At 51.0% G+C, this 25,608-nt stretch carries 33 protein-coding genes; 8 read left to right on the plus strand and 25 right to left on the minus strand.

All coding sequences use genetic code 11. The features are described from left to right. Positions 1 to 197: 197 nt before the first annotated feature. The 5 genes from hpf to HPY90_RS07980 form a co-directional block, all read right to left on the minus strand. Entirely contained in the window at positions 198 to 740 is a 543-nt protein-coding gene (hpf, locus tag HPY90_RS07960) for a ribosome hibernation-promoting factor, HPF/YfiA family (protein ID WP_273698530.1), read from the minus strand. A 343-nt stretch (positions 741 to 1,083) separates the two neighbouring features. Beyond that, entirely contained in the window at positions 1,084 to 1,368 is a 285-nt protein-coding gene (locus tag HPY90_RS07965; RefSeq protein WP_013176036.1) for a zinc-ribbon domain containing protein, read from the minus strand. Positions 1,369 to 1,588: 220 nt separating this feature from the next. Next, a complete protein-coding gene (locus HPY90_RS07970; RefSeq protein ID WP_287193319.1) occupies positions 1,589 to 2,044 on the minus strand; it encodes a hypothetical protein in 456 nt (151 codons plus the stop codon). A gap of 2 nt (positions 2,045 to 2,046) precedes the next feature. After that, on the minus strand, positions 2,047 to 2,472 hold the full coding sequence (gene fliS / locus HPY90_RS07975; protein WP_287193322.1) for a flagellar export chaperone FliS: 426 nt from the start codon (positions 2,470 to 2,472) through the stop codon (positions 2,047 to 2,049). Between the two features lie 16 nt (positions 2,473 to 2,488). Then, the gene (locus HPY90_RS07980) at positions 2,489 to 2,902 is read right to left on the minus strand and encodes a flagellar protein FlaG (RefSeq protein WP_287193327.1); all 414 of its coding nucleotides are present in this window, start codon (positions 2,900 to 2,902) and stop codon (positions 2,489 to 2,491) included. 378 nt (positions 2,903 to 3,280) lie between these two features. On the opposite strand from HPY90_RS07980, the gene HPY90_RS07985 reads away from it, so the two are divergent. Next, positions 3,281 to 3,790: a Spy/CpxP family protein refolding chaperone gene (locus HPY90_RS07985; RefSeq protein ID WP_287193334.1), complete on the plus strand. Its 510-nt coding sequence runs from the start codon at positions 3,281 to 3,283 to the stop codon at positions 3,788 to 3,790. A gap of 87 nt (positions 3,791 to 3,877) precedes the next feature. Here the strand turns inward: HPY90_RS07985 and HPY90_RS07990 are convergent, their stop codons facing one another. The 3 genes from HPY90_RS07990 to HPY90_RS08000 all read right to left on the minus strand — a co-directional run bounded on the left by HPY90_RS07990 (position 3,878) and on the right by HPY90_RS08000 (position 6,001). Continuing rightward, a complete protein-coding gene (locus tag HPY90_RS07990) occupies positions 3,878 to 4,933 on the minus strand; it encodes an SPM autocatalytic domain-containing protein (RefSeq protein WP_287193337.1) in 1,056 nt (351 codons plus the stop codon). A 364-nt stretch (positions 4,934 to 5,297) separates the two neighbouring features. Continuing rightward, on the minus strand, positions 5,298 to 5,738 hold the full coding sequence (locus HPY90_RS07995) for a type II toxin-antitoxin system VapC family toxin (protein WP_287193340.1): 441 nt from the start codon (positions 5,736 to 5,738) through the stop codon (positions 5,298 to 5,300). After that, positions 5,735 to 6,001, minus strand: coding sequence for a type II toxin-antitoxin system Phd/YefM family antitoxin (locus HPY90_RS08000; RefSeq protein WP_287193343.1), 267 nt, complete (start codon positions 5,999 to 6,001; stop codon positions 5,735 to 5,737). Before HPY90_RS08000 ends, HPY90_RS07995 begins: the two co-directional genes overlap by 4 nt. A 277-nt stretch (positions 6,002 to 6,278) precedes the next feature. Here HPY90_RS08000 and HPY90_RS08005 point away from each other — a divergent pair, with 277 nt between their 5' ends. Together HPY90_RS08005 and HPY90_RS08010 are read left to right on the plus strand one after the other, a co-directional pair. Next, positions 6,279 to 6,512 carry an alpha-amylase family protein gene (locus tag HPY90_RS08005; RefSeq protein WP_287193346.1) on the plus strand — a complete coding sequence of 78 codons (234 nt, stop codon included), beginning with the start codon at positions 6,279 to 6,281 and terminating at the stop codon, positions 6,510 to 6,512. Further along, positions 6,505 to 6,762: a hypothetical protein gene (locus HPY90_RS08010; protein ID WP_287193349.1), complete on the plus strand. Its 258-nt coding sequence runs from the start codon at positions 6,505 to 6,507 to the stop codon at positions 6,760 to 6,762. Before HPY90_RS08005 ends, HPY90_RS08010 begins: the two co-directional genes overlap by 8 nt. 21 nt (positions 6,763 to 6,783) lie before the next feature. Here HPY90_RS08010 and HPY90_RS08015 read toward each other — a convergent pair whose 3' ends face one another. Together HPY90_RS08015 and HPY90_RS08020 are read right to left on the minus strand one after the other, a co-directional pair. Further along, on the minus strand, positions 6,784 to 7,302 hold the full coding sequence (locus HPY90_RS08015) for a ribonuclease toxin HepT-like protein (RefSeq protein ID WP_287193352.1): 519 nt from the start codon (positions 7,300 to 7,302) through the stop codon (positions 6,784 to 6,786). Beyond that, positions 7,299 to 7,667: a nucleotidyltransferase family protein gene (locus HPY90_RS08020; protein ID WP_287193356.1), complete on the minus strand. Its 369-nt coding sequence runs from the start codon at positions 7,665 to 7,667 to the stop codon at positions 7,299 to 7,301. Before HPY90_RS08020 ends, HPY90_RS08015 begins: the two co-directional genes overlap by 4 nt. Positions 7,668 to 8,281: 614 nt before the next feature. Here HPY90_RS08020 and HPY90_RS08025 point away from each other — a divergent pair. From HPY90_RS08025 to HPY90_RS08035, 3 genes are read left to right on the plus strand one after another with little or no spacing between them, the layout of a single operon-like run. Next, positions 8,282 to 8,719, plus strand: a complete 438-nt coding sequence (locus HPY90_RS08025; RefSeq protein ID WP_287193359.1) for a DUF488 domain-containing protein — start codon at positions 8,282 to 8,284, stop codon at positions 8,717 to 8,719. Positions 8,720 to 8,728: 9 nt separating this feature from the next. Then, entirely contained in the window at positions 8,729 to 9,163 is a 435-nt protein-coding gene (locus HPY90_RS08030) for a DUF488 domain-containing protein (protein ID WP_287193362.1), read from the plus strand. A 38-nt stretch (positions 9,164 to 9,201) separates the two neighbouring features. Next, positions 9,202 to 9,855: a dual OB domain-containing protein gene (locus HPY90_RS08035; RefSeq protein WP_502707200.1), complete on the plus strand. Its 654-nt coding sequence runs from the start codon at positions 9,202 to 9,204 to the stop codon at positions 9,853 to 9,855. A 97-nt stretch (positions 9,856 to 9,952) separates the two neighbouring features. Here HPY90_RS08035 and HPY90_RS08040 read toward each other — a convergent pair whose 3' ends face one another. From HPY90_RS08040 to HPY90_RS08055, 4 genes are all read right to left on the minus strand, one after another. Beyond that, the gene (locus HPY90_RS08040) at positions 9,953 to 10,384 is read right to left on the minus strand and encodes a preprotein translocase subunit SecB (RefSeq protein ID WP_287193367.1); all 432 of its coding nucleotides are present in this window, start codon (positions 10,382 to 10,384) and stop codon (positions 9,953 to 9,955) included. Beyond that, positions 10,381 to 10,773, minus strand: coding sequence for a helix-turn-helix transcriptional regulator (locus tag HPY90_RS08045; RefSeq protein ID WP_287193370.1), 393 nt, complete (start codon positions 10,771 to 10,773; stop codon positions 10,381 to 10,383). Before HPY90_RS08045 ends, HPY90_RS08040 begins: the two co-directional genes overlap by 4 nt. Beyond that, positions 10,748 to 11,176 carry a type II toxin-antitoxin system RelE/ParE family toxin gene (locus HPY90_RS08050; RefSeq protein WP_287193373.1) on the minus strand — a complete coding sequence of 143 codons (429 nt, stop codon included), beginning with the start codon at positions 11,174 to 11,176 and terminating at the stop codon, positions 10,748 to 10,750. The genes HPY90_RS08045 and HPY90_RS08050 overlap by 26 nt, the downstream gene beginning before the upstream one ends. Positions 11,177 to 11,508: 332 nt before the next feature. Next, positions 11,509 to 11,979, minus strand: a complete 471-nt coding sequence (locus HPY90_RS08055) for a hypothetical protein (protein ID WP_287193376.1) — start codon at positions 11,977 to 11,979, stop codon at positions 11,509 to 11,511. 434 nt (positions 11,980 to 12,413) lie between these two features. On the opposite strand from HPY90_RS08055, the gene hepT reads away from it, so the two are divergent. Next, complete coding sequence (hepT, locus tag HPY90_RS08060; RefSeq protein WP_287193377.1) at positions 12,414 to 12,854, plus strand: type VII toxin-antitoxin system HepT family RNase toxin; 441 nt, start codon at positions 12,414 to 12,416, stop codon at positions 12,852 to 12,854. 5 nt (positions 12,855 to 12,859) lie between these two features. Further along, positions 12,860 to 13,315 (plus strand): nucleotidyltransferase domain-containing protein, encoded by a 456-nt coding sequence (locus HPY90_RS08065; RefSeq protein WP_287193380.1) that lies wholly within the window; start codon positions 12,860 to 12,862, stop codon positions 13,313 to 13,315. Positions 13,316 to 13,559: 244 nt separating this feature from the next. Here HPY90_RS08065 and HPY90_RS08070 read toward each other — a convergent pair whose 3' ends face one another. From HPY90_RS08070 to HPY90_RS08120, 11 genes are all read right to left on the minus strand, one after another. Next, positions 13,560 to 14,972, minus strand: a complete 1,413-nt coding sequence (locus HPY90_RS08070) for a ComEC/Rec2 family competence protein (protein ID WP_287193383.1) — start codon at positions 14,970 to 14,972, stop codon at positions 13,560 to 13,562. Between the two features lie 82 nt (positions 14,973 to 15,054). Beyond that, entirely contained in the window at positions 15,055 to 16,419 is a 1,365-nt protein-coding gene (locus tag HPY90_RS08075; protein WP_287193386.1) for a flagellin N-terminal helical domain-containing protein, read from the minus strand. A 603-nt stretch (positions 16,420 to 17,022) separates the two neighbouring features. Beyond that, entirely contained in the window at positions 17,023 to 18,543 is a 1,521-nt protein-coding gene (locus HPY90_RS08080; protein WP_287193389.1) for a flagellar hook-associated protein 2, read from the minus strand. A gap of 233 nt (positions 18,544 to 18,776) precedes the next feature. Further along, on the minus strand, positions 18,777 to 19,031 hold the full coding sequence (gene csrA / locus HPY90_RS08085; RefSeq protein ID WP_287193392.1) for a carbon storage regulator CsrA: 255 nt from the start codon (positions 19,029 to 19,031) through the stop codon (positions 18,777 to 18,779). Between the two features lie 3 nt (positions 19,032 to 19,034). Next, positions 19,035 to 19,502 (minus strand): flagellar assembly protein FliW, encoded by a 468-nt coding sequence (gene fliW, locus HPY90_RS08090; RefSeq protein ID WP_273698507.1) that lies wholly within the window; start codon positions 19,500 to 19,502, stop codon positions 19,035 to 19,037. 217 nt (positions 19,503 to 19,719) lie between these two features. Continuing rightward, entirely contained in the window at positions 19,720 to 20,277 is a 558-nt protein-coding gene (locus tag HPY90_RS08095; protein ID WP_287193464.1) for a DUF6470 family protein, read from the minus strand. A 125-nt stretch (positions 20,278 to 20,402) separates the two neighbouring features. Further along, complete coding sequence (flgL, locus tag HPY90_RS08100) at positions 20,403 to 21,287, minus strand: flagellar hook-associated protein FlgL (protein ID WP_287193396.1); 885 nt, start codon at positions 21,285 to 21,287, stop codon at positions 20,403 to 20,405. A gap of 206 nt (positions 21,288 to 21,493) precedes the next feature. After that, positions 21,494 to 23,350: a flagellar hook-associated protein FlgK gene (gene flgK, locus HPY90_RS08105; protein WP_287193399.1), complete on the minus strand. Its 1,857-nt coding sequence runs from the start codon at positions 23,348 to 23,350 to the stop codon at positions 21,494 to 21,496. A 305-nt stretch (positions 23,351 to 23,655) separates the two neighbouring features. Then, the gene (locus HPY90_RS08110) at positions 23,656 to 24,156 is read right to left on the minus strand and encodes a flagellar protein FlgN (protein WP_287193402.1); all 501 of its coding nucleotides are present in this window, start codon (positions 24,154 to 24,156) and stop codon (positions 23,656 to 23,658) included. Between the two features lie 128 nt (positions 24,157 to 24,284). Further along, positions 24,285 to 24,584, minus strand: coding sequence for a flagellar biosynthesis anti-sigma factor FlgM (flgM, locus tag HPY90_RS08115; protein WP_287193405.1), 300 nt, complete (start codon positions 24,582 to 24,584; stop codon positions 24,285 to 24,287). 320 nt (positions 24,585 to 24,904) lie between these two features. Then, positions 24,905 to 25,354, minus strand: coding sequence for a TIGR03826 family flagellar region protein (locus tag HPY90_RS08120; RefSeq protein WP_013176068.1), 450 nt, complete (start codon positions 25,352 to 25,354; stop codon positions 24,905 to 24,907). Positions 25,355 to 25,608 lie beyond the last annotated feature (254 nt).

Below are 25,608 nucleotides of genomic sequence, written 5' to 3' on the forward strand. Positions count from 1 at the left end.
GTTTGCCGCCGGCTTCCTTCAGATTCCACCTCGCGATGGACACCCTTGCCTTAGGCTAATGGCTACTGCTACCTTCGCCGCTCGGGACTTCCACCCTATAGCCAGCGCCCATGCCGGGCGCACATAAATGAGGAACCTGATCAGGTTCCCCGCTAGTAGCTATACAACTATATACTATCACAATTCGAGCCCGGCAACTACTCAAACTCGGGCTCGATCAACCCGTAATTCCCGTCTCGCCTGCGGTACAAGACATTCACTTCCGCAGACTCCACGTTGAAAAACACGAAAAAGCTGTGCCCCAGGAGGTTCATCTGCATAATCGCCTCTTCCACATCCATCGGCTTCAGCGCAAACCGCTTGGTCCTGACCACCTTAGCGGCTTCTCCTTTCTCCTCCTCTTTTACCGGTGGAGCCTCCCCCGTGACCCCCTTCTTCAGTCCTACCTCCCGGTAACGCCGGTAGATGCGGGTCTTGTACTTGTCAATCTGCTTTTCTAGCTTGTCAACCACCAGGTCGACCGAGCTGTACATGTCGTCTGTCTTCTCCTCCCCCCTGAGGATAACCCCGTTTAGCGGAATGGTCACTTCAACCCGGTGGGTATCTCCTTCGACCGACAAGGTCACCTGGGCCTCTTTGAGGTCGTCGATGAAGCGTTCCAGCTTGGACAACCTTTTCTCGACGTACTCTCGTAAGGCATCAGTTAGTTCGATGTTCTTGCCCCTGACCTCGATCCTCATACGACCACTCCCTTCCTTGCATTACTAGATATTATATTCTACAATTACCGGTTAAATCCTCCATCACCTTGTACAACCGACACCCGCAGTTTGTCTTAAATCTCCTGCGTTAATCAGCGTCAAAAACAGAAAACGCGAAAAATGTAGCCTAAGGCCCGCCCTTTCTGTGGATAACAGTGTTAATAACCCACCTCTGGCAAAAAACTCTTGTGGATAAAACTTCCTGTCGATCCTTTTGCCCATCGGTTGTTAGCGGAAATCATCGAAAAATACAATCTCGTACAGAAACGAAAAACCCGGGGAATTCCCCCGGGCCTCGCTGTCACTTGTGTTGCTCGGAAACCTAGATAGCTCTTTGTTTGGCAAAGCAGTCTTGACAGTACACCGGACGGTTTGCTACCGGTTTGAACGGAACCTTGGCTTCTCCGCCGCACCCGGCACACACCGTTGTGTACATTTCCCGCGGTGCCCTGGCGCCCGTGTTTCTACCCTGCCGGTTCTGCCGACATACCCTGCACCGCTTCGGTTCGTTTTCAAATCCTTTTTCTGCGTAGAACTCCTGTTCTCCGGCAGTGAAAACGAACTCCTCACCGCAGTCCCTACACACTAAAACCTTGTCTTGGAACATGTTGAAAAAACCCCTCACTTTTTGGATATTCTGCTCCGGCTCCTCCCGAACCGGCAAAGTTGGTAAGACCGCCTTGCCTGAGTGAATTCCCCGAGCAGTTAATGTCATTATACTCCCCGCAAATCATAATAGCAAGCAAAATAACCGGTCTGCTCTAAACTCGCCCCGATAAAACAAAAAAAGGCGGTATATCCCGCCGTTATCGTCCCCGGTTAAGGAGTTACCTTTTTTTGTCGATGAACCATGCCGGATTGGTGCCCGGCGGCAAGCGGTAAGCCTGGTTGGCCTTGCGGCTGGTCCGCACCTCTCCCAGCTTCTCTTCCAGCCCTTTAAGCCTGGCCTGCATTGTTTCCTGACAGGTCGTGTCCTTGGCCTGTATCTGGGCTATCAGACCCTTAATCTCGTCTACCAACGTCCGGTACTTTTCTCTTACCTCTCCAGTCTCCTCATAAGACCCCGGTCTCGCCCTTACGGCTTCGACCTCTTTGGTCAACTGGTCTACTTCCTGCATCAAGCCCTGGCGCAGCTCCAAAAGCCTCAGAAACTCGTCCAACCAGCTTTCATCCTCCGCCCCTCGGGCGAGCTGCAATTGCTGGTCAGCTATTTGTAACATCTCGCTGAAAATGTCTTTTTCCCGCCTGAGCTTTTCCACCACTTCTTCCAAAACACTCATCACTTCTACCCTTCCATGCAAATGCCTTGGGACTTGCCGCAACTCACTGCCGCTGTTCGTCCCGCTTTTCTAACTGCCTCCCGCCAGGTGTCCCTGAGTTCGGTCATAAAACCGTATACTTCTTCGACCAGCTCCAGGCTCTTTTTCACGTTGGCCTGAACCAGCTGCCGGTACAGGTAGTCGTATAGGCTCCACAGGCTCTTCGATATCTGATACTCCATGTTCAAGGTGCTCATCAGTTCCAAAACGATGTCCTGGGCCCGGGTCAGGTAATTGTGAGCCCCGGCCATATCGTTGCCCTCTATGGCCCGCTTGGCTCCTTCCAGGTTCTGAATCGCGGCGTCGTACAGCATGAGAAGAAGCGTTCCTGGGCTCGCCGTTTCGACCGTCGAGTTCCTGTATTGTTGATAAGCGTTAATGTTCACACTCATGTTACCCCTCCCTGCCTCACACCAATTCGTCTACCATTAGTCCTACCATCTTGTGGAAGTTCTCGAGCATTTCCATTATACTGGCAGAGAGCCTCAACATCTGTTCCGGGGGAATCTCCCTGATGACCTCCTGGGTTTCGGCATCCACCACTTTCACCTGAACCCTTCCGCTCTCTTTGTGTATACGAAACTGCAGATTATAACCGGAAATTTCCATGGCCTTATTGGCAATGTCTACCGCCCGGTCCAGGCTCTCAGGTTCCCTCGTTGCCTTTTCTCCGTCCGCTTCTTTCGAAACTTTCAATCTGTTTTCATCCTCGGTCTTCTCCAAAACCCGCTTTTCACTGATCATATCGACCGATACCGGACGGACCGGTTCGATCTTTGCGGTGCTCACATCGCTCGCCGTCCCTGGCCCCTCGATCCGCATCCGTTTCGCCTCCCTGCTGTCTTCCTGCTTAGTCTCATATTAAACATATCGGAAACAACCAATGCTCACTTTAACCAATTCCATCGAAAGCAGCAAACGACACAACTCCCATTGTATTCTTCTTTATGCAAGCATCCAGCAGCAAGCAAAATCTGGCCAGAAACTAACCGATCCACTAGCCGGTTTTCCAGACGGCGCTGATGATGGGAGCGTGCCGAGTGCCGGCTTACCGTGTATGCGTGGCAGTATTGACAGTAATTTTCCTAATTCTTTCGATTTCTGTTCACAGAATCGTAAAACTTTCGGGATAGACTCTAGTTAGGAAGCGGCTCTCGGTTTGAGCCGGCTTCCCAGACTGCCGATAAAGGAGGTGAAGATTTGAAGAAAAAGGTCCTGTTTCTAGTCTTGAGTTTGGTACTGGTATTCGGCGTAACCTCGGTGGCGTCTGCTGCCGGCTTGGGCCTGGGATTCGGCGGGCTTCGCGGTCAGCTCAGTATCGACAACTGGACCCCTCTGTCGCAGAAGCTCAATCTGACCGAGGATCAGAGCCAAAAACTAAAAGAGCTCAACCAGAGCACCTATGAAGCCACCAAGGAGCTGCGCCAAAAACTGGCAGACGCCATGTTCGAGCTGAAGCAGATGGAGCTCGACACCAACCCGGACAAATCGGCAGTTGAAGCCAAGATGAAAGAAATCAACCAACTCCGTGCCCAGCTTCAAGAGCTGATGCAGAAACAACGCGACCAAATGAACCAGATCTTAACCGATGAACAGAAGCAACTCATGAAGAACTGGCACGGCAAAGGCAAGGGACCCAGGCGTGGTTTCGGTCAAGACACCTGTAATCAAAACGGCCAGTCTAGTACCGAAAACAGCACCCAGTCCTAGTGAATCAGGTCGATCAGGGGGACGGTTCCTGCGGTTTATTTTTTGAAATAAACCGCAGGAACCGTCCCCCTGATTTTTCCCCTTTTTTCACGCTTTCAAATCAACCATGTCTACCTTTCCCACAAACCCGGCCTGGCCGTTTTCTTTGAGGTAAATCCCCCCGCTCCTCAACAAAGCCAGGTCGGAATTCGCTGGCGAGCGGAAGGAAAAGGGTGTCGCAACCCGGCCCAAGAAAACGGCGCCTACGGAAAGCTCGGACAAGCTGAACATTACCTCGCTGCCTCCGGCTGGCACCAGGACCCGCAGTTGGGAGTAGACGGAGTCACCTTCGTCGATCCATCCGTTTCCGTCGCTGTCATACGCCGCTAGTTCGGCCCAGCCGTCGCCGGTAGAGGGACCGAACATCTCCCGCCCATCGTTTATAACCCCATCGCCGTTTCGGTCCAACACCAAAAATCCAGCCCCCGGAGCGAGAGTTGCCAGTTTTTCTTTCACCCCGTCGCCGTTCAGGTCAAACTCCCAGGGCTCGGTGGTAAACGAGATGCCGTTGTCGACAAAGCTTATCGCCAAAGGATCTATCGCCGCGTCCCCCAAACGCAGGCTCAGCCTCTCCTCAGCCGCGAACGAACGGCTCATGTCCAGTTGGAAATCGAAGTTAAGCACCCGCCCGTCAGCGGTCTTGACCACGCCCTGCCCGGAGAAGGACAGCCTCTCCTCTTCACTGTAAGAAAAGCGGTAGTCGTAGGCGAGACCCCACCCCCGCCTGACCTGCCCGCTGCCGGCAGGAACGGTCACCGCCGCTTCTCCTGCCTCGGTTTCACCGTTCAACTTCCGCAGCTTCAGTTTGTTAACCTCCACCTTGCGCCCGGTAAACATCTCCACCAGCAGAGCCACTACTCTAACTTTTTCTTCTAGCTCAGATGGTAACTCCACATCGTCCGCACTCTCGGTATCGTTCACGGCTTTGCCCTTTTGCAGGGCTGTTGTCGAAAGCTCCACCCTGTCAGCCCGGAGCCACTCACCCGCAGGCCCGCCGCCCCTGCCCGCACCACCATCCCAGACTTCCAACCGTTCCTCTATTACCTGCGTCTTCTTTTCCTGCCAGGAACTCGTAAGGCTTACCTGATAACCTTCCACGCGCATCCTTGCGCCCCCTTCCCCAAATCCTTTTGGCCTCATTAAGGTTATCGTCAAAACCTCTACCCGTCTTTAGCCAAGCATGGGAAGGGACTCAGCCTTAGTCATTACTGGCACAACCGTGTTGGTTCCCCATTCGCGACGCTGTTATGCAAAACCAAAACCCTCCCGGATTTGCATAGCCACCGCCTCTTTCCCGGCCGTCTTTTCGTCAAAAACCCGGGCCGCATGTCACCCGGCAGCCCATTCGGATAGCGTGTCGGGATATAGTACGCATCGAGAACACCCCAACCCCTGCGCAACTCTCCCATTTCGCTCGCAAAACCTGCGGCTTTTTCGCTGAGCATGCTGACAGAGTGCCGTCTACGGTTCATCCCGGTCTCACTTCCGGGACTACCTCAAACCCCGAACTGAGAAAAGCATCCCAAAGCCTGGCATCGAAGCACGCTGCTCTGACCCGGCTCTTAGCCGTTCCCTTTAAAGTCATCGCGGAAGCCAGGTGAATCGAATCAAAGCCCCGCAGCCGGTAACGCTCGGCCAGCTCCCCTGCCAGCCACACCAGAGAATCAGAAACCGCCAGGGTCAGGTACCGCGGCCAATCGGACTGCAGGGACGCGACCACCTGAAGGTAGCCTTCCTCTCCCAGAACCCCCTCGCGGAAAGCCCTGGCAAAAGCTGCCCGCGCCTCGGCATAGGCTACTTTGCTGGTAGCAACTAAAGACGCACTGTTTACAAGTGTCCGCACCGTTTCGGACCCTGCTTCTCGAACATAAAGCTTTACCAGCGCGCTCGTGTCCAGGTACAAAATCATCGCCGGTCCTCCACCACAAGTGCTGCGATGGAAGCAGATCCGCTTAACTCTGGCCCGTTGTGAATCCCTGCCGGTTTCCCTCCCTCCCAAGAAGCCAATCCCCGTTCAACCAGATCCAGCACTTCTGCCTTCAAACTCTCTTCAACGGGGACAATCTTGGCTACCGGAACGTTCCTTTCGGTGATGTAGATGATTTCCCCCTGCTTTACCCGCCGAAGGTATTCACTCAAACGATTTTTCACCTCGCGAACGCCCGCCTTCATCCGACCACCTCCTAGTAGCTACATGATAACGTATTTGAGGCCACGTTGCAAATTGCGATTGACTTTTCAATTATCAGTCAACCGGAGTAATAAGTCACAGGAAGCCACGTCCCAGACTCATCGGGTATAATGGAACTAACGAAGTAGCAAAGGCAGTGCTCTCCGAGTTTACCCAACTGTGTCAGTCAAGGCATAAGCAAAAAAGAATCTATCGTTAATATCAAGGAAGCCTTAAGATCATTCAATTGAAAGTCTCAGGGGCGATGGCACCCCTGTCTTGCCGCAACGGAAACACCATCAAATAGGCGATTTCAGCATATGGATCGTCTCGCCCGAAGACCCGATACTGTCGAAACTGGCTTGGGCCAGGGACTCTCGCTCTGAGACGCAAATACAAGACGTGAAAAACGTGCTAGGCTACTTGCGAGGGCAGATTGACATAAACTACCTGCGATACTGGGCCCAAGAGATCGGTGTAGACGGTTTTCTGGAGGAGATACTCGATGAATGATACCCATCCGGAAATAGAGAGGCTTTTCGACTCCCTACTGCGGAACAAGAGCGGTGAAGAAAGACTGTTGATGGCCGCCTCAATGTTTGACGCTTCGCGAATAATGGCGGTGAACTCTATCCTGGAGGAATATCCCGAAATATCTCCAGGTATACTCCGGGCAAAGCTATTCAAACGAAGCTACGGCCAGGATTTCGCCCTTTCTACTGTTGACAAAATAGCATCCCGCCTGGAGCAAACGGAAGAATAAGCCACAGGAATCGCCTGCGGTTTACGTCTCTTCCAGCAGCAGACGGTCCATCTGCTGAAAAAACTTCGTGAGGTCTTTCTTCACTGCAGAGGATATCGCGGGCAACTTGGTAAGAAGTGCCCGTACCTTTTCTGGGTCGAGGTTGAAACCGTACATGTTGCGGAAAACATGCCTGAATCCCCGCAACTCGTCAACTTTACCCTTTGTCTGCTTGCTTATTACCGCTACTCGAACCCCTGGGATGGCCAAAGCCATCTCCTCCAACAATTCCCTATGCCACTGTGACCCGTCAGGTACACGCTCGCCGAAGCTGCGGGCAACATGCACAAAAACCCGCTCCAGGCAGCAGTAATAATCGTGGAGATACGAACCTAACACCCGACATGAAATCTCGTCATCCAGCGGCAGTCCACTGATGTTGTCGGTAACTATCTTTGGAAACACCTGCAACTTCTTGAGAGATGTCTCCATCCTCCGGATGTTCTCTAACTCTTCTTCCACTCTGGCCTTCAAAGCCAGGTATTCGACCGGCGTGATCACAGCCGCACCCCCTTTTCTTTAACCTTTGCCTTCAGACTCTCCGTACAGTCTTCTGCACAGGCCACGCTAACCCGAAAGGGACTGGCTGCGGCTTCCGCATCAATGTAAGCCTGCCAGTATTCGCCAGAAAGCCCTACCACGAAGAGATCGATGTCAGAATGCTCATCGAAACCGCCCCAAGCCAAGGAACCGTAAAGGTAGACCTCTCCTGCCCCGTATCGCTCCTTCAACATCGTTGCTACATCACTAGCTCTCTGCCAAGCAAGCCGGTACAAGCGCTCTTTCTTTCGTTCCTCCAGTCCCAGCAAGCGCCGCCGCAAGACCCTGTAGTCGTTGATATCGACTTTGTCCTTTCCTTTAGCCATTCCTGACCCCGCCCTTAATACACACATGACAGCTTGCATCTCGGTGTTAAGTTAGCACAAAGTAAGGCCCCCGGCTTTGTACCACATAATAACCTCTTTAACCCGCGAAACCTTCTTAAACCACCCTGCTGCAGATAGCGCGACTGGCAATGTTATCGGCGAACCGCTAAAAGCTCGTATAATCAATCGCTCCACTCTACCCCATTTGATTGCTGCGACCGCTTATCTCCGGGTTCAAAGCCTCCTAACTCCCTATGTCAATTATATCCATTCGGCTCTTCGTAAAGCAATTGTTGCCCCGGATCACAAGGGGACGGTTCTTTTGATCCGCTTATTTGATAAAATGGAATAAAATAGATCAGAAGAACCGTCAGTCTGTGTGAAAACGAAATTTTGACGCTTAATCATACATCGAACTGCATAGTATGCTCCCGCTGACCGGATTGCTCGTGATTGGTGTGTATATTGATGCTAGCGCGAACCAATTTTCACACAGACTGCCGTCCCCTTGTGCCCTTGTTATAAATCCCAACAATAAGCCCGACCACCGATCACAAAGCTTGCGCAAGTGGTATAATGTCAACAGAAGCAACACACTGACGGATGTGATGGTTATGGCTGGCCAACTGATTACGGTATCTCTAGCTCGATGCAGGCAAGTCTCATGTGACGAACGCTGGCAGATAACCAGGTCTTATACGCCTTCCGACAGCCTGCTCTGGGTACCAGAACTTGCTCCTAGTCCCCGGCTGTTTAATCAGTTCATAAACCGTTGGAAAGACCAAGATCCGCAAATGTGGTGGCCGCTTTATAAAGAACAGTTCGTTAGGGAATTAGAACAGGAAGAAAAGAAGTCAGCCCTTCGGCGGCTGTGGAAAAAGCTAAAGGCCGGTAAGTCTATAGCCTTGGTCTGCTTTTGTCCGGACGCCAGCATTTGTCATCGTTCATTGGTAGCGGAGTTCATGAGGCACTATGGCATAGAAGCCTTTGAGTACGAGCCGCCTAGTCAGCACGAGGTGGCAGATGACCCCTACGTTACAACCCTGTTTTGAGGTGATACTGTGGTAATTTATACCATCGGTTTCAGTAAGAAGAACCTACGGGAATTCGTAGCTCGCTTGAAGAGAGCCGGAGTTAAGAAAGTCATAGACATAAGATTAAACAACACTTCGCAATTGGCGGGCTATGCTAAGAAAGATGATTTGGCATACGTGCTAGAGTTGGTTGGTGTCGAATATGAACACCTAACAAACTTGGCTCCTACCCAGGATTTGTTGGACAGCTATAAAAAGAAAGCAATTTCCTGGCCAGAATACGAAAAGCGATTCCTAAACCTCTTGCAGGAGCGGGAAGCAAGCACTTACACAAACCGCATTGCTGAATCCGATGCTGTGTGTTTCCTCTGCGCTGAAGATAAACCAAACTTTTGTCACCGACGCTTGGTAGCAGAGTACTTCGCCAGTCTAATCCCGGGAACGAGAATAGAACATCTATAAAGTCCATGGGGAGGGGTTGAATACCCAGGAAAAAGCTTTTGTGTCTTGCCCTCTCACGCAAGATGAGAGGAACGTGCATTGCAGGTATAGACGCGGAAACTCACACCTGGCTGCGACCGGTAAACACCGGCGGAGCGGAACTTTGTGAAAATGACATCAGATACCAAAGTGGGGACGACTTGCCGAAGCTTCTGGATGTCATGGAAATCGTGGTAACTCAGCCCGAACCCCTGTATTACCAACCGGAGAATTGGGTCATTGACGGATCTTGCCCGTGGAGAAAAGCTTACAACCTTCTGGAAAGAAAAGGGACCAATAAACAAAAAGTTCTCGATGAGTTCCTGAGCGATCAAGAATACGTACTGGGAAATACGAGTGACAGGCTGACACCAGAGGAATGCCGCAACCTGAAGTCGTCGATAATGCTAATCAAAGTACCCAAAGCTACCTTTGAAGTTACTTTGAGTATTCGTCATTCCCTGCAGGTAAGAGCCCATTTTCCCTACCGGAGTAACGAATACAATCTGGTGGTTACAGATATCGCCTGGGAAAATAAAATGAAAACAAACGCCTTGGGCCTTTACGAGTATAACACCCCTTTTTACCTGACAATTGGCTTGGGACAGAAGCTACCAGCACTGAACGCCCACTTTAAACTGGTCGCCGGAGTAATCCCTGTTAGAATCCTTTAACCCAAATCAAGGTTGTCTGGTCCACTGTTTACAAAATAGAACTCCACCTGGAGCAAACCCAGCAATAAGCCTCAGGAACGCCCCTTTTAGCTGCGGCTCACGACTTTTTCTCTCTAAGCTTTAGAACATTTATCATGGGAAGCCTCACTGGAGGGTTTATCCCTGACTGAGCGGTAACCGTTATCACATAAGCACGACAGAGGTGCAATAAAGTGATCAAGCCGTTCAACTCCAGTATCTGCACGAATTGATCTTTTGAAAACCTTTCCCTACTACCCGCGAACAGCGCCTCCATATCCAAGCTCAGCTTAAAAACCAAATTCCGCCCCTTGCTGGCCCTAACATTCACCATCAAGGCCAGCACCGCAAAAAATCTCTCCTCCCCTTCCTCCATGGAACGGATCTCATAGTCAAAATCAAAATCCAACCTGCCCTGCGCTTTTTCTTCTACGAGGCGCGTTTCTAACGTAAACTTTGCCACCCGGTTTCCCAGAAACTGAAAATCAGCCAAAACCTCGCCGGCCTTCATGCTCCCACCGCCAGACATCTCACGTCGTAGTCAACCACATCCACACTTTCAATGGTCCACCCACCAGCAACCGTCTGCCCGGCAGCTTTTTCTCCGAACTCAATCCTAAACTCGAGGCCCAGCTTACTGGCTATCTTCCACAGCTGCTCAATGGTGTAGTTATAGTCACCGCTCTCCAGCTTGGCCACCATCGGCTGGGTTACCCCCAACTGCTCCGCCAGTTGCTTTTGCGTAAAGCCACTCTTAACCCTGTACTCGAAAATCGCCATAGATATCCGGTAGTAGATATCATAAAGCTCCTGCCGCTGGCGCGCCCCCTCATCACTCAAATTATCGAAAATGTCCCACGCTGCCGGCAAATTTCTAATCTTCATGACTAATTTGCTCAACCTCCTTCAACCTTTCCCTCGCCACCCTTATAGCCTGACGATAGCCATGAGAACCTTTTGTGTTCCCGTTCTTTTCTTCAAACGCGTGCAACAAAACCGCATATTCCAGCATTCCTTCGCTCACAAAAGCAAAAAGTATCCTGATATTCTTCTGGCTTTTTCCAAACCGCATGGCGTGCAAACCGCCTGCTCCCTTAAGCTGCTCAAACCAGTCCCTTTTTAGTATGCAACGGTTGCGGTAACTCTCAAGAAGCAGCATCCTTTGACGAAATTTGCCCAGAAAATCATCCTTCTGGCCGCTTCTTTCAATAATGTCCCTGAGTTCGCCTTCAAAATCGTAATGCGCCACAATATACTCATTGCGAAATTCTTCCGGATAAACCACCTTTACGGTCCTGCGCATGACCTAACCTCATTACCATTATATTACCCATAAGTTATAATCGCAATACAAATTGTCCCTACCCTAGAGACGTTCTGTCGGAACAAACCCGTTGCTACAGACACCCCGCCGGCTCGATTGGCTTGCCTAGAAACAAACGTGTTGATATTTACGCCTCATCTATGCTCTGCACCGGTGGCAAACGGCGGATAAACCTCGCCAAAGATATCGCATAAACCAGTGAGACGTCAGACTGACTGTGTGAAAATAAAATTTTGACGTTTAATCATACATCGAACTGCATGATATGCACCCGCTGACTGGATTAATCGTGATTGGTGTGTATATTTATGCTAGCACGAACCAATCTTTACATAGACTGACGGTTCTCGTGGCTTACTGTCTATGCAAAATGAGAACCGTCCCCATTTGCACATTTGCATATAAAGCTGGGGAAGAAACACCAGTCTTACTATCTCTGCTCCGGTCAGCTCTTCCCCTCTCTGTACCTTACCTTTGAGGTATTCGTGTTCCTTCTCCCCATCCATCCGGTTCAGGTAGACATTCGTCACCTGGTAGACAAGCGAACCATGGCCTATTCCTTCCGGCCCTTCCCTGACCCGACCGGAATAGATAACCGCCGTCCTTATTGTCTTCCGATATCTTTCTGCCAGCTTCAGGTCGTACCCGGCAAACCGGTACAAGTCTTCTACCCGAGCCGTGGTTTGAAATTCTAAGTGTAAGAGGCTTTCGTCGGCAAGCCGGAAAAGAAAATCAATCCGTTCTTCCTTGACCTCGGCTACCGGCAACACGGTGGGCAACATCTCTACTATAGGCGGTACATGAAGACCTATTGCTTCTAATGCTTGCCCCCGGAATACCTCTGCTGCGGCTTTCAGTATTATGTCATTGCTCTGGCGGCTTATTCTTGAGTCCAGAACTTGTTCCCCCCTGCCTTAATTATATGTCCTCAGCTCGGCGCGGGGCAATCACTGCCTCCCCTGCGATATGACGTACCGACATGTAAGACAGCGACGGTTCTTCTGGTTTTATTTTTATGCAACATCAGAACCCTCCCCGCCTTGCACACCCTGCACGACTTGCACTGGCCGATCTAATGGACTAGCAAAACAAACCGCGAGAACTGTCCCTCTGGTTTACCAGGTTGCCAATACCTGGGTATTACAGGTATAATCAAAATGTAGTTCCTTAACTTACTTGCGGACATTTCTTCTAGCTAGGGAGGAGAAGGTACCTCTTGGGTGAAGCCAAATTAAACATGCGGCGCATATTCGAAAAAATCGGAGATATCAGAGAATCTCTCGGATTTCTATCTGATTACGCTGGCTGGAGCGATGAACGTTTCTTGAACAATCCCGAGGCCATTCGCGCCGCCCGCTACAGCTTTATTGTGCTTGCAGAAGCGGCAAGTAATATAGCTACTCATCTGTGCGCCCGGCTGCTGAGAAAGGCACCGGCTACTTATGTTGAAAGTTTTACCCTGCTCGCCGACCATAAACTGATAAACCCTGAGCTTGCGCAGCGCCTGGGCCAAATGGCGAGCTTCAGAAATCTGCTAGTTCATGGCTACAGCAAGATAGATGACCGTAAAATGCTGCAAATAATGCGCAGCGACTTGTCCGATCTGGAACTCTTTATAAAAGAAGTTAAACGCCTGGTTCATGCGTCTGAGGAGTGACCGACATGCAGAGTGACTCAAAATTTCATGAGATGATCCAAATGGAGCAGGGCAGACGTGCCCTTTCAAATGAGGAAAAAGACTTCATCTCCACTATAGTAAACAAGCGGTTAAGCGAATACCCGGAGGTCCGCTTTGCCTTTTTGCACGGCTCGTTCCTGGAAAACCTCCCCTCCCGCGATATCGACATCGCGGTTTACTTTGACCCTCGGCTTGACTCTGAAACCATCTTGGATCTCACCCTTAAACTCTCGGTGGAAATAACGTCTTCCATCCATATCCAAGCAGACGTGCACGCATTGAACCTCGCCAATAATGACTTCCGCTACCACGCCACTCAGGGACAGGTAGTCCTGTCTAGGGACGATGAAGAAACTTTCGGCTTCATCGAGAATACCTGGCTGGCCTTTATGGACTTCCATCCCCTGGCCCGGCAGATACTGTCCGATCTTGCAGATTAGTAAAATAAACCGCAAGAACCGTCCCGGTGGTTTACGCCCCAGTTGATACTCTCATATGTTTGTTTATGGCCCTTCCTCATACAGCTCTACCTCCCAGACAGTCCCATTGAAAGTCAAAAGGACTACTGCCTATAGATCCACCTTATTGTAGAACCCAATGTTTGCGGGCTGACTTCGAAAAGCCGTGCTACCGGGCAGCCCAGCGATAAAAGACCCTATCACCACCGTCTTACATCATTTTCAATCACCAGCCCGGAGCTTGACTTGCCAATTCTGGGAACAAATTGAGGTAAACTCTCGTACAACCCCCCAAGGAAAAGTTTTGCAAGGGTTGGCAGTATATCCTGGTGCCCGTTATCTTGTAGCAAGTTGTGCCCTTAACGTGCTTAGAGATGGTGACTTGGTGTATACTTGATTGCGCTTTCAAACAATCCAGGGTTTCCTGATGAGGATGCCGATATCGTTTGCTGTTTCCCGCGGATATGAAGGCATACGTTGGAGCTAGCTTACTAAGCAGAATATCGCTTGTGCCCGTAATACTACCGTGATGAGAAACCTTAAGTATGGCATTGTTGTGGTTGTTCGCATTCAACCTGGACTGTAATACCGGATAACCCGCGTCACCCGTCAAGTAAATCCTGCCATTCTTATACGTAACACACATCACAATAGAACTGTCATTGATGTCCGGGGCCTTATCCTTAGTTCTCGTCTCATGGGTGGGATTAGTGATATCTAATTTACATGCCCCCTCGATAATCGACATTTTGTCATTTACGTTAACCCACTGCTTAATAGACGTGGCTGCCTCCATTAGATTCGCCACTGCGTTGGTCTCGTGTTCGTAATCCATATTAATCAGCAGATAGTCAACTGTAAAATTCTCAGTTACTGCGTTTATTCCCCGTATATGGTCGAGGTGTTTGTGGGTAATGACTAGAGCTTTAAGATGACCCTGCGGTAGCCCAAAGTTGTGCAAAATATGTTTAATCTGGCAAACGTAGTATTGGGGATTCCAGTTCCCATTGGTCACGAAGTTGAGGTCAATGAGGTACGTGCTTCCGTTGGGAAGAAGAAGTAAGAAAGAGTCCCCTTGGCCGACATTAAAGCAAAACAAGTACATAGCATCGAGTTTATCGAAACTTGAATGTTTACTTAATAGTTGTGCTCCGGTCTCTGGTGACAGAATTTCTTTGTTTAAGTTCTTGTAATCTCGCTTATAGGGTGAATCTTCAATGTTTCCACGAAATATATCTTCAATAACCTCGAAGCCTTCGATTTCTCGTTTCATAAGCTCGCCGAGCTCCGGCCCTGAGATTATGGTCCGGGGATTAAATACGTGGGGCGGAACGTTCTCGACCGAAATCTCATAATAGCCACCCTGAACCACACTGCCGCGGCAATCGAAATCCTTACGGAAATCCTGGTTAGTTGCAAGCTTAGACCGCATAGATTCGTAAAAGGAATTCTCCAATAGATCTGCTGTGATGTTGATTGTTCTTGTAAAAAAAGGTGGGAGGTTTTTAGATTTTATGTCCGGGATAATTCTGGCAGAGAAAAGAAGATTATTAACACTCGGCCGGAACCTGTCGTCACCGAAAGGGAATATTTCATCTACAAAAAACCGCAAACTTTTCCCCCGCAACAGAGGATCCAACTATATCCCTCCCCTAAAAAGCCTCTATTCCCATCGAAAAGAGACCCTGGATGCACCAGGGTCTCTTTCTAGGTGGTCAATACTACCGGCCGAGGAGCTGGAGTACTGTCTGCGGCTGCTGGTTGGCCTGGGCCAGCATGGCGGTCGCCGCCTGGGTTAGGATGTTCTGCTTGGTGAACTCCATCATCTCCTTGGCCATGTCCACATCTCTGATGCGGGACTCGGCGGCAGTCAGGTTTTCGGAAGCGGTACCGAGGTTATTGATGGTGTGTTCAAGGCGGTTCTGGATAGCACCGAGTTTAGAACGTTCTGCTGAAACCGTGTCTATTGCTGATTGGATGGTTGTAATTGCAGTATTTGCTCCCGTCTGCGTGGTCACATTTATACCACTTACGCCAAGGGCAGAAGAATCCATTTTATTAATTGCCAATGATGTACTTTGATCTTTATTGGCGCCAATATGGAATTTAACTGCTTTGTTTGTAACATTGACAGTAAATACATCACTATTTGAACCGTGGTTGGTTAAAATCTCGAACTGGAAGCCACCGATATTAACATTGCCCCCGGAATAATCAAAAGGTGCATTGCTGACAGTTTTATCGCCGCTCAAATCAATATCAACATTGTCAAGGCTTAGAGTAATATCAATCGCGCCGTTTTGCGTAACATTATCAGTATCCAAGTTAAGGGTCAAGCCACCAATATCCAAGTCAGTAACTGTCGAAGCTCCGGTGACAACAGTCCTCGTCCCGTCAGGGCCAATCAGCTCAAAATCCGCAGTCTGCCCGCTACCATCATAATTCGACACTGTCAAATGGTACGTCCCATACTGAATATGCGCTCCTGCCTGAACTGAGAAGGTTCCTGCATCAATCGCAGCGTTCAGCGAACTGTTGGCGGTTGCAAAGGTATCAGTTCCGGCCGATGTCAGGGTAAGAGTATAGGTTCCTGTATCAATGTCTTCTCCTACAATATTGAAATTTGTCGCAGTAAAGGAATTTGCAGCAACCGTATATGTCTTGCCCATATCGCCGTTCAGGAGCTTCTTAGTGTTAAATTCAGTATTGTTAGCAATCCGATCGACTTCGCTAATCAACTGATCAATTTCTTTCTGGATTTCTGCTCTGTCATTATCGTTATTAGTGTCATTTGCTGCTTGTACTGCTAATTCCCTCATTCTTTGTAATATACTGTGGGTTTCGCTGAGCGCACCTTCAGCTGTCTGGATGAGGGAAATACCGTCTTGAGCATTCTTGGAAGCCATTTCTAATCCCCGGATCTGGCCGCGCATCTTTTCGCTGATGGCCAGGCCCGCGGCATCGTCGCCGGCACGGTTGATGCGAAGGCCACTGGACAACTTCTCCAGGGACTTGGCCGTTAAAGCGTTATTCGCCGAAAGCATACGATAGGTATTGAGAGAAGCGATGTTGTGGTTGATACGCATAAAAAATCTACCTCCTTGTACTTTCTGCGGCGGCGTCCGTGCCGCCTGATCAATTAAGAATTAAGAATGCAGAATAAAGAATTGATTTGGGATGTGGAATTAAGTTATGAAGGCGGAGACTTAAGAACGTTCGTGCCTTTCGGCACTAATTCTTAATTCTCAATTCTTCATTCTTAATTCCTTCTACCCCCTCCCTTCTTTCGTCCCCGGAACCGAAGGCTGGTAGCCCGGCTCCGGTTCTGTTACATAGAGTATCGAAAAATCCACCCCGAAAGTTTAGACTTTTCAGGGTGGATTTTTATGCATTTACGATGTTTTTTCTTGTGTTCTCGCCATTTTTCTTTCTATTACTGTCCTTGGGTCCCAATTCCCAGCCACAGACCCGGCACTCAGCTTAAATCTTGATTAGCGACTAGCGTTTTGGGACCTGCTGTCATGTTACAACTTCAGTCGACTGAGTGCCGGGCAGATGGGCACAGATTCTCACTGAGGATTTAGACGCTGATTAACGCAGATTTTTTCAAATAATAGTCATGTTGTGTTTTCCCGCAAAAAGTCACAGCCGAGTCTTGACCTTTCCATTCTTCATTCTTAATTCTCATTTCACTGCTGTTGCTGGCTGTAGCCGCCGAACTGCATAGCCAGCCACATGCTCTGCTGGTTCATGCGCTGGATGGCCTGCTCCATGGCCTCGAACTGGCGGTAGTAACGGTCTTCCATGTCGCTAAGGCGGTCTTCCATCTGGTCGATGGTGGTATTGATGCGGCCGATTTCGCGGCCGATGCTGCTGTTGTCATAATAGCTGGTACTGGAACCGGCTTTATCGGTGATGAGCTTCATGCTGTTGGTCAGTTCGTCGTAGAGTCTCACCGCAAGCCCCTCGTATGACTCAGTGTCGCTGGAGGTTGTAAAAAGGTTCATTACCCCTTCGGGGTCGGCGGTCAGGGCTTGGCGGAGCTTGGACTCGTCGATGTAGAGTTTGCCGCCTTCCTGGTAAGAGCCAGTAGTGATGCCGATGGCGCTCAGGTTGTTGTAAGTGGTCGACAGCCCTTCCACCCTGGCCATGGTCGTGGACCGAACCCGGCTGTATACCCCGTAAAGGAGCGAATCGCCCTTCAAAAGCCCGCTCCTGGCTTTCGCCTCCCACTTTTCTATGTCCGAGTCCTTCATCTCTTTTTTCTGGTCATCGGTCAGGGGCTGGTAGTCACGGTAGCGCTCCTCGTTCAGCTCGGTGAACATAAGCCCCACCGCGTCGTTGTAGGCGTTGACCCAGGCCTTAATCTTGTCGATGACCGCCTCCGTGTCGTTGGCGACGCTGACCGTGACCGCACTGGCGGACGTACTCTTGAGGTTGAAGGTGATGCCGGCTACCGTGAACTGGTTGCTCGAAAACTTGAGGCCGGTCAGGTCGTTGAAGTCAATCTCGGCATCGGTGCCGTGGTAAGCGTTGGCCTCGTCCGCTCCTACTGTAACGTTAAGCTTGAGGCTGCCGGTTAGAAAATTCTCGGCGTCGGCCTTCACATGGAGCTCGGATGAGCTACCGGTCGATGCGGTCATGAGAAAGAATCGGTTCAAGGTGCTGTCGTAAGATGCCTTGAGCCCGATATTAGCATTATTGATCTCGCTCACCACCGTGTATATATTGGCAGTGGAGGTATCAAACGAGAAATCTTTAGAAACGGCCTCACCGTTTACGGTTCCTTCCAAGGTGAAAGTAACGGTCCCGCTCAACCCGAACTGCTGAGCCAGGGTTTTAGTCCCGCTTGTCCCCTGCTCGTCCGGAAGGGCGTCGGTGCTGGACTTGTATACCCCGCTCGCGAGGCTGTTCACCTTCACGGTGTAGGTGCCGGCAACCGCGGACGTACCTGCGGATGCGGTAAGCACGTTGGTGTCGGAAGATGTTACCGTTTTCGACTGGAAACTTCCCTGGAGCTTGAGGTCGAAGGTAGCGTTCCTGAGAGCCAGAAGTTTGGTGTTTATATTCCGGTAGTCTTCCTGCTGCCATTCTAATATCTGCTTCTTCTGGTACCAGGTGTCGACCCGGGTGCGCTCGGCCTTCATGAGGTCGCTGACCCACTGGTCGATGTCGATGCCGCTCGCTAATCCGGTTATCCTTGTAACCATCTTATCCCCTCCTTTGAGCCACAGATTTACACTGATTTTCGACCACAGATTTACACCGATTTTTACTGATTAACACAGATGGTTTTTAGACGCTGATTAACGCAGATATTATTAGACGCGGATTGACGCACAATATTTGTTATGTTAATGATAAATACCCTATATAAATATGAATCGCTTGCGTCCGCGGTATGGCGCCTTACTGTCTTCTGTTAACCGATAATTGTCGTACGTTATTTGTCGTTGCCCGTTCTGCGTTTTTCTGCGTCTAGTAAGACGTTCACCAGTCCCTCGATACCGCCCATGGTCCGCGCGGCGCGGAGGTTCTCTTCGCGGATGGCCTCGTACAGTTCCTGGCGGTAAACTGTAAGCTCGCGCGGTGCTTCGATGCCCAGCTTCACCTTGTCCCCCTGAATCTCGACTACCGTAATGCGGATGCTATCTCCGATGACTATGGCCTCGTCTTTTTTCCTGCTCAATACAAGCATACTCTACAACCCCTGCCCGGCGGAAGCCGCTTTTTTTGGTTCTTGCGGGTTGAACAGGCGGTGACGGGTGCTGTAGGGGGACTGCACCGGCACATACTGCACTCCCTTTTGCTTATCCAGGTTAACGACTACCGGGGCGAGGAGATTGGCAGTCGTATCTCTGAAGTCGTCGGGTATAGTCAACACCACAAAAACCGCCAGCCCTTTTGCGTCTTCCTCTGCGGCTAGCTTCCCCAGTTCCTCCTGGGGTAGGTCAACCGCATAGTCGGGGAAGAACATGAAAGGCACCGCCAGTACCAGGCAAAGATCGGGGTTTCGGACCGAGTGCATGTAGTAGAACGGGGCGTCCGGTGCCAGAGAAAAAATGGCGAATTTCTTTTCCGATTCGAAGCCGGGAATGCCGTCCGGGAAGTCGATTACCTGCTTATCATCTATTTCGATCTCGCCCAGGCGGCTGCTTTTAAGTAGCAAAGAAAACACCTCCAGTAAGAGCCACAGATGAACACTGATGTTCACTGATTGACACAGATTTTTAACGCTGATAGGAACCACAGATTAACACAGATTACCACTGACGTACACAGATTACCGTAAGAAACGGGATCATCCCATAGTTGTCAGTCAACGAACCTTTTTCTTTCTTTAGTGGCGACTCCGTTAGGTGTCATTGGAGCTGCGTCCGTCTGCGTCATATAATTATATCGTAGTTTTTGCCCACGTACTGAATGTCGAGCTGCGGGGGCTGTAGGAGGTAGGCTCTCACCTGGCCCCAGTCGAGATTCCCGCGCACCGCTCCCGGTTCGAGGTGGGTTTCGACTGTTCCCGGCTCTACCTTGATATTGACCGGGTATACGGCGAAGCCGATTTCGGGCGGGTGTGACGGCACCGCAGCCACGTCGTACTCCTTTACGTCGAACGAGTTTTCGAAAGCGATGTCGGAAACGGTCAACCCGTCTTCGATGGAGGCCAGCATCTCGCCTTCTGCTGCTATACGCTCGGTTCCCTGCTGTCCCAAAGCCCAGGCCAGGTTCGCCATGTAGCTCATAAACTCTATCGGGGTCCTTTTGCCCATGTCGGCAAAACACTGGGTCTGGTCGATGCTGATGTCCGGCAGGCGGCTCGTTATCTCCATCCGTGGCGGAACCGACCTTAAGTTCAGCCTGGGCGAACTCACGTCCAGGTTCAAAAACGGGTCTTTTATGTTCAGGCCGATCCGCGCAAACGACTGCTCGATGCGCAGCTCCATCCTGTCCACCCTCCTCAGTGTTAACCACAGATACACACAGATTAACGCTGATTACCACAGATAATTTATTCTTATTAATATAGTTCATCAGTGTAAATCTGTGAAAATCCGTGTCTATCTGTGGCTCACCTCAAGAAGTCGGCCAGGCTCGGTAGAATGATGCGGGCGCCGGCGGCGAGCGATGCCCGGTAGACATTTTCCTGCATCTTTAGGTCCATTATCACCTCAGCCATGTCCGCGTCTTGATTCTTGCTCAAGAGCTCGGTGTAGTTGGTACGGGTGGTTTCGAGCCGGTTTTGCTGGAGCTCCAGCCGGTTCACCTTAGCCCCGACGATGGCCCGTTCGGAGTTGCACTGGTCGAGCCGCTCCTGCACCAGCCCCAGGTCCTTCTCCAGAGCGCTAGTATCTCCTGAGTCAAGATGGTCGGCTATGCCGTTCAGAAGCTGGAAAAGACCAGGTTCGTTAACGTCTTCGTTGTAGAAAAACTTGCCCATTACGGAGTTAACCGGTATCTTAACCCCGGCCCCGATCTCAAGCTCCATCACCCTGTCGTTGCCTGTCCACGAGCTTCCGGTAAACGGGGCTTCGGTGACGTTAGTCCCCGCGAATACATGTTTCGAACCGTAGGTGGTGTTGGCGATGACCCCCACCTGGTCGGCCATCTGGCGCACCTCTTTGGCTATCGCTTCGCGCGAAGCTTCGGAGTTCGTCCCGTTCAGTCCCTGGATGGTGAGTTCATTGGCCCGCTGCAGGATATCGGTGATGTTGCCCAGGGCGCTGTCGGTGGTGTTCAGGAAGTTCTTGGCTTCGTCTATCTTCCCCAGGTATTCCTCGGCTTCCATTATGGTACTCGAGTAGCGCAGGGTGTTGATGACCGCCACCGGATCGTCGGAGGGCTTCCTTATCTTCTGGCCGCTAGCCAACATATTCTGGTATTTCTCCAGGGTTCTCATGTTGGTGGATAGGTCCCTTTTCAGGTTGGTTATCATCATCGAGTTGGTAACCCTCATGACCAATGCCTCCTTAAAGCCACAGATAAACACTGATTATCGCTGATTTACACAGATTCTTATTTAATTGAGTCCGGCAAGTACCAAACCGCGCTGAGTTCCAGGCCTGTACCGACAAAGTCAAAGGAATTTCATGATTAAAAAATAATATCCAAAATATATCAGTGGCCATCAGTGCACATCTGTGTGCATCTGTGGCTCCAATACTATCTCCCAACCACGCCCATGCGGTTGACGATGACTTCGACCGCTTCGTCGATGACGGTGATGTAGCGGGCCGCGGCGTTGTAGGCGTGCTGGAACTTTATCATGTTCACCATCTCTTCGTCGAGCGAAACCCCGCTGGTGGCCTGGCGCTTGGCCTCGAGCTGGTCCAGAAGCACCTCCTGGTTTTCCACCATCCGGGTCGCCTCCTGGGAAATTACCCCGACGGAAGAGACCTGGGAGCGCCAGTAGTCGTCTACCGTCACCTGCTGGATCATCGTTCGTGCAGCCACATTACTGAACCCGGAAGCCGGGAACGTCCCGCCTGTAACCCCCTGGAACTGGTCGCTTGACGAGTAGAAAACCAGCCTCTTGCCCTCGGCCCTCACCCCGACGTTCAGTCCCATCGCTTCCAGTTGGCCAGAGATAGCATTCACTACCTCCTGGAAGTCCTGGTAGGGCTCGGCCGGAGCATTCATCGTAATTTCGTAATCGACCCCGCCATACCTCACCGTGAAATTCCCCTGAAACTGAGTACTGTCGGGGAAAGTGACATCTATCTCGTCCGAGGCAGTCCAGTATTCATTCCGGTTCAGGGTGTGCTTGAGCTGGGCAATCTTCAAGGCATTGGCGCCGTCTCCGAAATTAACCGGGTTGCCGGTGTCGTCGCTGGTACGGTTCAGAGCAGCTGCGATGTTTTTGGGGTCTGATACTATCTCATCGGCCACCTGGATGTATTTTGCCCATTCGGTGATGCTGTCCTCGTTCGCCTGTTTGAAGAAATCAAGCCCGTCGGGGTAGGGCGTGGTGTTATTCAGGCTGTAGCCGGCCCGGTGCAGGGCGTTGGTGGTCATGACCACGGTTTTCGCCATGAGGTTAAGCCGGTTCATGAGGTCGGGCACCAGGTTACGCTCGCTGCCCAGAGTTGAGTGATCCGCCGGGCCCCGGGCTTCAAGCAGGCCCAGAAGCTCGCCCGATTTGAGATGCAGCTCGGTGTATCCCGGGTCGTCAGCCGGGTCCCCGGTAATCGAAGTTCCCGGGTGTCCGGACGGGTCCGGGTCCCACACAACTTTGTAAATTCCGTTGGTGTCGGCGTTAAGCCCTACCTTCATCGTCGTTATGCCCTGGACCAGAGGAGTGCCGCCCACCATCACCGTAACCATCCCGTCTAGTTCATATACAATCTTGGCGTCCACTATCTCGGCCAGCTGGTCCAAAAGGAGGTCCCGCCGGTCTTTCAGGTCGTTAGGCTCCTTGCCGGCGATGGTTATGGCCTGTATCTGCAGATTCAAGTCAGCTATCTGGGTCGCGTAGGAGTTCAGCTCGTCCACCTTGGCCTTAACCTGGGAATTCAAGTCTTCTCTCAGTTCCTGAAGCTGGTTGTAAATGTGGTGGAAGGTGTCGGCCACCGCCATCCCCCGCTGGGCCACGACCTGCCTGACTGATTCGTTTTCAGGGGACTCGCTAAGGTCCTGCCAAGCCTGCCAGAAGTTGTCGAGCACCCCGCGAAGTCCCTCGTCGCTGGGCTCGTTTATCACCGCTTCAATCTTGTCCAGGGCAGTTTGCAGAGCCTGCCAGTAACCGGTGGTATTCGTCTCGTCTCTTACCTGCATGTCTACGAACCCGTCGCGCAGGCGCCGGATCTCCGAGACTTTGACCCCCGTACCTATCTGCCCCACGCTCAGATTTTGGGTCAGGGCTGGGCTGTGGTAAGCGGGAGTGGTAACCATTACCGCTACCTGACGGGAATACCCCTCGGTGTTGGCGTTGGCCACGTTATGCCCGGTCACGTCCAGTGCCGTCTGCTGGGTCATGATGGCTCTTCTTCCTATTTCTAGTCCGAGAAACATCGAACGCATGGCTATAACTCCTTTTACAGCCACAGATGAACACTGATTGGCACAGATTAACACTGATTGATTAACACTGATAAAATACTGGTTTAAAACATAACTCTATTTGAAAAGGACAACCCCCTAATGAAAGTCAGCCAGTCTCTCGATTAAATTTTCTCGGCGTTGCTGAGGTACAGCGCGCAATCATGAAGCCTCTCGTAAACTGCCCAACACCATTCTATACAGTTTATACAGTTATAATCTGTGTACATCCGTGACAATCAGTGTTTATCTGTGGCCCGTGAATCTGTGGCCCTATGGCTCTGCGGCTAGATCTTTCTGTCCACCAGGCTGGTCGGTGGCTGGTCGGACACGAGGCCTCCGCTACGCGTGTAAGTGGTAGCGCCGCCTCCAGTCAGTTCTCGCTCCACCGCCTGGATAAAAGCGATAGACTGCTTAATGAGATCTTCGTTTTCCCGGTTCAAAAACTTTAGCGTAGTCACAGCCTGGTTAAGGGACTCAATACGCTCTTCCAGTTCCCGGGCCTGCTCCAGGCCGAGCTCTCGCGCTTTCTCTACAAGCTGGCCCCCACGCAAGTCAAGAGCGGTGCTGCCCCACTCCTGGGCTAAAGCTTCGTGCCTTTGGTGGCGCTCAGCCTCTGCCTTTTCCAGAGCAGTCACTGCCCGCGCCTCCCGGTTCAACAGTTCCTGTAGCTCCTTTACCTTCCCCAGCACTACCAGTTGCTTTTTCTCCCGCGCGATCTCGATTAAGCCTTCCAACACCTTGATTTCTTCTTCCAACACGCTGAGAAATTCTTCCAAGGCCTGCACCCCGACCCCTCCCATTCTCAATTCCTAATTCTTAATTCTTCATTATGGGTTCAGCGGCTTTCGCCCCAAACAAAAAGGGACCTCTACAAGTCCCCTCATCAACACGCTATATTGGTTGCCCTCAATGGCTAAACCAGCTTATCCACCAGCGACCGGTAGATTATCTTTTCCGCGACCTCTTCATTAGACACCGTGTAGGTGCCGGTAGCTATGGCCTGGCGCAGCTCGTTGACCTTCTCCTCCCTGACCTCGGGAGCAGCCTTCGCCGCCGCCACCGCCTTCTGTTTCACCCGGCTGTCACTGGATATGGTCACCTGATCCGCCTGCACCGGAGCGTTTGCCTCGTTCTTGGGCTGGACCTGGTTGGCTTTGAACTGGCGACCGTATATTTTTAAGACGTTTTGCACTTGACTCGTACTTATGTTCATACTTAACACCCTCTTTCCGGCCACAGACTAACACAGATTGGCACAGACCTGGCACTCAGCCTGGTCAAAGCATGATTATCACTGCAGCACGGGTTCTCCTGTACCTGGATACCCCGTCGTCTTTTGCGGTTTTGTTGAGTGAATAACCTTTCGTTGCCTCGAATAAGCGTTCACCAACAGCTCTCACACATAGTCTACGGATATTGATCTTTGTAATAGCTATTATGAGTTTCGTCATGCGCCAGCCAAACTTGAACCTTCTCAGAAGCCTTCTCTGCCGTTTTCCTCCGCCTATCTTCTTCCTGCTCCGGCTTTAGCCTTCAGTCGTCATCATCCGAACCCAGACGCGCGTCTTTTTCTTTTATGAACATGCGGTCCCTACCCCGACTCTCTCCAGGTTCGCTGCGCTTCTCAGGCTCGCCTTTTAAAGCCTTTACGGTCTGGGTAACGGCCTTATTCAGTTCATCCAGACACCGCCTGCAGAACCGCCCTTCCGATATGCGGGTCCCGCAACTCTCGCAATAAAACACCGCAGCCTTGGCCAGGCCCTTGGATATGAGGCGGCCTTCTTTCAGCCAATCCAGAATCTTGAGCTCATCAACCCCGGTAGCTTCGGCCACTTCGATGACGGTGGCTCCGGGATACTTCCTAATGTACTCCTTCACCACCCTGAACTCCTCTTCGGCCTTTTCCGCGCACCGCGGGCAGAGGTTCCGCCCCATGTATACGAATAGGCGGTCACATTCCGGGCAGTTCCTCAGGTCCTGCATTCTCTCACCTCTGCTTACAAGCCACAGATTAACACAGATTTTTCACTGATGGACACTGATATTCATTAGACCCACAATTATGCAGATTTTGGACATTAATATATTAAGTTATCATTAAGTTATCACTATTAAATACACTCTAGCTGTTGTACATTACCATGATAATATATTAGCACGCCAGCATATTATTCTTTCTGTATTATTTGTTATTATTGTTATTTATTTCTATTCTGCGTTAATCAGCGTCTAATTAA

It is taken from the genome of Syntrophothermus sp., assembly GCF_013314835.1.
GTDB classification, from domain to species: Bacteria; Bacillota; Syntrophomonadia; order Syntrophomonadales; family Syntrophothermaceae; genus Syntrophothermus; species Syntrophothermus lipocalidus.

Bases quoted from the DNA above. Each gene is read 5' to 3' on its own strand.
- hpf (WP_273698530.1), bottom strand. From the start codon at position 740: ATGAGGATCGAGGTCAGGGGCAAGAACATCGAACTAACTGATGCCTTA.
- HPY90_RS07965 (WP_013176036.1), bottom strand. From the start codon at position 1,368: ATGTTCCAAGACAAGGTTTTAGTGTGTAGGGACTGCGGTGAGGAGTTC.
- fliS (WP_287193322.1), bottom strand. From the start codon at position 2,472: ATGAGTGTGAACATTAACGCTTATCAACAATACAGGAACTCGACGGTC.
- HPY90_RS07980 (WP_287193327.1), bottom strand. From the start codon at position 2,902: ATGCGGATCGAGGGGCCAGGGACGGCGAGCGATGTGAGCACCGCAAAG.
- HPY90_RS07990 (WP_287193337.1), bottom strand. From the start codon at position 4,933: ATGCGCGTGGAAGGTTATCAGGTAAGCCTTACGAGTTCCTGGCAGGAA.
- HPY90_RS07995 (WP_287193340.1), bottom strand. From the start codon at position 5,738: ATGATTTTGTACCTGGACACGAGCGCGCTGGTAAAGCTTTATGTTCGA.
- HPY90_RS08000 (WP_287193343.1), bottom strand. From the start codon at position 6,001: ATGAAGGCGGGCGTTCGCGAGGTGAAAAATCGTTTGAGTGAATACCTT.
- HPY90_RS08010 (WP_287193349.1), top strand. From the start codon at position 6,505: ATGAATGATACCCATCCGGAAATAGAGAGGCTTTTCGACTCCCTACTG.
- HPY90_RS08020 (WP_287193356.1), bottom strand. From the start codon at position 7,667: ATGGCTAAAGGAAAGGACAAAGTCGATATCAACGACTACAGGGTCTTG.
- HPY90_RS08025 (WP_287193359.1), top strand. From the start codon at position 8,282: ATGGCTGGCCAACTGATTACGGTATCTCTAGCTCGATGCAGGCAAGTC.
- HPY90_RS08040 (WP_287193367.1), bottom strand. From the start codon at position 10,384: ATGAAGGCCGGCGAGGTTTTGGCTGATTTTCAGTTTCTGGGAAACCGG.
- HPY90_RS08050 (WP_287193373.1), bottom strand. From the start codon at position 11,176: ATGCGCAGGACCGTAAAGGTGGTTTATCCGGAAGAATTTCGCAATGAG.
- HPY90_RS08055 (WP_287193376.1), bottom strand. From the start codon at position 11,979: ATGTTGCCCACCGTGTTGCCGGTAGCCGAGGTCAAGGAAGAACGGATT.
- HPY90_RS08065 (WP_287193380.1), top strand. From the start codon at position 12,860: ATGCAGAGTGACTCAAAATTTCATGAGATGATCCAAATGGAGCAGGGC.
- HPY90_RS08075 (WP_287193386.1), bottom strand. From the start codon at position 16,419: ATGCGTATCAACCACAACATCGCTTCTCTCAATACCTATCGTATGCTT.
- HPY90_RS08080 (WP_287193389.1), bottom strand. From the start codon at position 18,543: ATGGTTACAAGGATAACCGGATTAGCGAGCGGCATCGACATCGACCAG.
- csrA (WP_287193392.1), bottom strand. From the start codon at position 19,031: ATGCTTGTATTGAGCAGGAAAAAAGACGAGGCCATAGTCATCGGAGAT.
- HPY90_RS08095 (WP_287193464.1), bottom strand. From the start codon at position 20,277: ATGGAGCTGCGCATCGAGCAGTCGTTTGCGCGGATCGGCCTGAACATA.
- flgL (WP_287193396.1), bottom strand. From the start codon at position 21,287: ATGAGGGTTACCAACTCGATGATGATAACCAACCTGAAAAGGGACCTA.
- flgK (WP_287193399.1), bottom strand. From the start codon at position 23,350: ATGCGTTCGATGTTTCTCGGACTAGAAATAGGAAGAAGAGCCATCATG.
- flgM (WP_287193405.1), bottom strand. From the start codon at position 24,584: ATGAACATAAGTACGAGTCAAGTGCAAAACGTCTTAAAAATATACGGT.
- HPY90_RS08120 (WP_013176068.1), bottom strand. From the start codon at position 25,354: ATGCAGGACCTGAGGAACTGCCCGGAATGTGACCGCCTATTCGTATAC.